The following is a 2,998-nucleotide window of genomic DNA, read 5'->3' as shown; positions in this document are numbered from 1 at the left end:
GATGCAGACCTCGAAGACGATCATCGCGGTGAACAAGGACCCGGAGGCGCCGATCTTCGAGATCGCCGACTACGGCGTGGTCGGGGACCTGTTCACGGTGGCCCCGCAGCTGAAGGACGAGATCGTCGAGCGGCGGTGACCGCGGCCCCGTCGGCCGCTCAGCGGTCGACGACCACGACCTCCTTGAGGGGCCGGCGGGGCGTGGCCGGGAGCGCGCCCGCGCCGGGTGGTGGCCATCCGATGCGCAGCAGGATCTGCGGGTGCGTCGTCTTCGCCGCCAGGACGTGGTCGCGGACGTAGCCGCGGGTGTTCTCGACCTCCAGCGGCTGGGTGAGGGGGCTGGCGGCGAGCCCGGCGCGGGTGGCGGTGAGCAGGACGGCGCTGGTCACCTCGCCGGCGCGCAGCCAGTGGGTGGGCGTGTCGGCGGGGGTCGACAGCAGGAGCAGGGCGGCGTTCTCCGGCTCGCCACTCGTGGCTGTCTCGGTGAGCGCGGGGCCGGCGAAGGTGCGCATCGGCATCCGGCCCGGGACCGGGTGGGGTGACGGGGTGTTCGCCGCGGGCACCCCGTCGGCGGCGAGCGCGGCGCGTCCGCTCCAGCGGTCGATCTCCGTGGCGTAGGCCGGGTCCGCCTCCTGGACCTCGGCAGCCGCCGCGATGGCCTGGTACAGCCGCCAGCGCGGCTTCGGCTCCGTCACCGCATGCAGCGTGAGGCCCTGGCTCTCGGCGAGCTCGGCCATCCCACCGATCAGCTCGCCGGGCACCGGCCACGAGGTGAAGCGGCGGCGGTCGGTGCGGCGGAGCGGGATCGCCCTCGCGAGCTCGGCGTCGGCGCCGCTGGTGGCGTGCGGGCCGAGTTCCACGGTGGCGAGGTGGTCGGGCCGGTCCGGGTCGGGGAGCCTGCGCACGCGGCCGCCCCAGCCTGCGGCGGCGAGCGCGACGAGCAGGTGGTGCAGCGCCGCCCCGCAGCTGATCACGAGGTCGCGGCCGGACGGATCGGTCGCGGGTGCCTGGCGCGAGGGATCGGCGTACAGGAGGACGGCCCGGCCGTCGACGCGCCAGCCCCAGGGCTGGGTGTTGTGCACCGACGGCGCGCGTATCGCCAGCCGCAGTGCGTCGAGCACCGTGTCCCGGTCGGGTCCCGTCGACGTCATCACCATGGCCGCCAGCGTCGACGCGGACCGGCGTGCCCGGCAGCGGTCCTCGGTCCCGGTGCCGCGGTCCGTTGGTCACCGGTGCGGGACCTTCGGCCCGCCGTGGTGACTGCGGACGTCCCGCAGGTGCGGGAGGTGCAGCCCTGCCCCGGAAACCCTCGCCCCAGGAGTCTGACTCCGGGCATGAGGGACGGAGGCAATGCGCATGCGCGCACTCGTGGTCGTGGAATCGGTCTTCGGCAATACGCGGCGGATCGCCGACGAGGTGGCCCGCGGGCTGGCCGACGGACTGGGCGAGACGGGGCAGGTCCGCGTCGCCGACGTGAGCGAGGCCGGGCAGCCCGTCGACCGGGTCGACCTGCTCGTGGTCGGCGGCCCGACCCACGCGTTCGCCATGACCCGGATGTCGACCCGGCGGTCAGCGGCCGAGCAGTCGGGCGCGCAGCCGGCCGAGATCGGCTTGCGGGAGTGGCTCGCCACCACGGCTAAGGCGCAGGCGGGCGCACGGGCGGCGGCGTTCGACACCCGGATGGACCGTCCACGGCTGCCCGGTTCCGCGGCGGCCGGAGCTGCGCGCAGGCTGCGCCGTCTCGGCTACGACCTCGTCGCCCGCCCGGAGACGTTCCGCGTGATCGGCACGCAGGGGCCGTTGCGGGACGGCGAGCTCGACCGTGCCCGGGCCTGGGGGTTCGACGTCGCCCGTGCGGCCACCAGTGCCAGCACGGTCTGAAGAGGGAGAGCGACATGCAGGTTCGGGACGTCATGAGCAGCCCCGTGGTCTCGGTGGAGCCCGACGTGACCGCCGCCGCGGCCGCGCGCGTGCTGGCCGAGAACCGGTTCACCGCCCTGCCCGTCGTCGCGGGCGGGCAGGTCGTCGGCATGGTCACCGAGATCGATCTGCTGCACGGCCGCACGCGGCACGACGCCCGCTCTCCGCTGCTGGCCGCCGAGCTCGTGGCCGGTGCGGTGCCGCAGACCGTCCGGGACGTGATGACGCCGGACGTGCTGGTGGCCACCCGCACGACCGACGTGGCCGACCTCGTCGAGGCCATGCGTGCCCACCGCGTGCGGTCCGTCCCGGTGATCGCCGGTGACGTCCGGGGCCGGGAGCTGGTCGGCATCGTCACGCGCCGCGACATCCTGGCCGCGATCGCGCGCGACGACGACCAGCTCGCCCGCGACGTGCGCAACCGCCTGGAGCACTACGCCCGGCCCGGCCGCTGGCACGTCGAGGTGCACGACGGCATCGTCACCCTCGGCGACCCGTGCGAGGACGAGACCGAGCGGCACATCGCCGCCGTGCTCGCCGGGTCGGTGCGTGGCGTCATCGGGGTCCGCATCGCCGCCCTGCAGGCCTGAGCGATCACGCCCGAGTTTCGTACGAGCGGCCCCTTCGTCCGATAGGCACGTACGGCGGTGCCGTTCGTACGGGGGGCACGGAATCCTCGGGCTCGGTATGCGGGAGGTGCGCCGGAGCTGCTGCCGAGAGTTCGTCGTCGTCCCCGTACAACGCGGCGAGCGCGCGGTCGACGTCGTCCCCGACCGGGTCGTCGATGTCCTTCATCCTGTCCTCCTCAGCCCTGCGCCCCGGGCACGATCGCCGCGGGCCGGTGGCGGAGGAAGGGCGGGAAGGCCCTGATGGCCCGGGACCCTCGGCTCCGGCGCCGGGCGCCGCGGGTGGCCGACCGTGGTCCGCATGCGTGCGTGGGTCGTCGACCACCCGGGGCCGATCGGCAGCGGGCCGCTGCACGCCGTCGAGCTCCCGGAGCCGTCGCCCGGGCCGGGGGAGGTGCGGGTGCGGGTGCAGGCCTGCGGGGTGTGCCGCACCGACCTCCACCTGGCCGAGG

The 2,998-nt window shown here is 75.2% G+C and carries 4 protein-coding genes and 1 pseudogene; 3 read left to right on the top strand and 2 right to left on the bottom strand.

The genetic code is table 11. The features are described 5' to 3' along the window. Positions 1 to 139, top strand: a pseudogene (locus ACFPL3_RS41905) (electron transfer flavoprotein subunit alpha/FixB family protein); the annotation flags it as partial. 19 nt (positions 140 to 158) lie between these two features. Here ACFPL3_RS41905 and ACFPL3_RS41900 read toward each other — a convergent pair. Next, positions 159 to 1,157, bottom strand: a complete 999-nt coding sequence (locus tag ACFPL3_RS41900; RefSeq protein ID WP_343946368.1) for an Acg family FMN-binding oxidoreductase — start codon at positions 1,155 to 1,157, stop codon at positions 159 to 161. Between the two features lie 199 nt (positions 1,158 to 1,356). Here ACFPL3_RS41900 and ACFPL3_RS41895 point away from each other — a divergent pair, with 199 nt between their 5' ends. After that, positions 1,357 to 1,881, top strand: coding sequence for a flavodoxin family protein (locus tag ACFPL3_RS41895; RefSeq protein WP_343946367.1), 525 nt, complete (start codon positions 1,357 to 1,359; stop codon positions 1,879 to 1,881). Between the two features lie 14 nt (positions 1,882 to 1,895). Next, on the top strand, positions 1,896 to 2,510 hold the full coding sequence (locus ACFPL3_RS41890; RefSeq protein WP_343946366.1) for a CBS domain-containing protein: 615 nt from the start codon (positions 1,896 to 1,898) through the stop codon (positions 2,508 to 2,510). Positions 2,511 to 2,514: 4 nt separating this feature from the next. Here the strand turns inward: ACFPL3_RS41890 and ACFPL3_RS41885 are convergent, their stop codons facing one another. Further along, entirely contained in the window at positions 2,515 to 2,715 is a 201-nt protein-coding gene (locus ACFPL3_RS41885) for a hypothetical protein (protein ID WP_343946365.1), read from the bottom strand. Positions 2,716 to 2,998: the final 283 nt, after the last annotated feature.

This window comes from Pseudonocardia zijingensis, assembly GCF_042657305.1.
Classification (GTDB): Bacteria; Actinomycetota; Actinomycetes; order Mycobacteriales; family Pseudonocardiaceae; genus Pseudonocardia; species Pseudonocardia zijingensis.
This window is presented reverse-complemented; position numbering and strand designations above follow the sequence as displayed.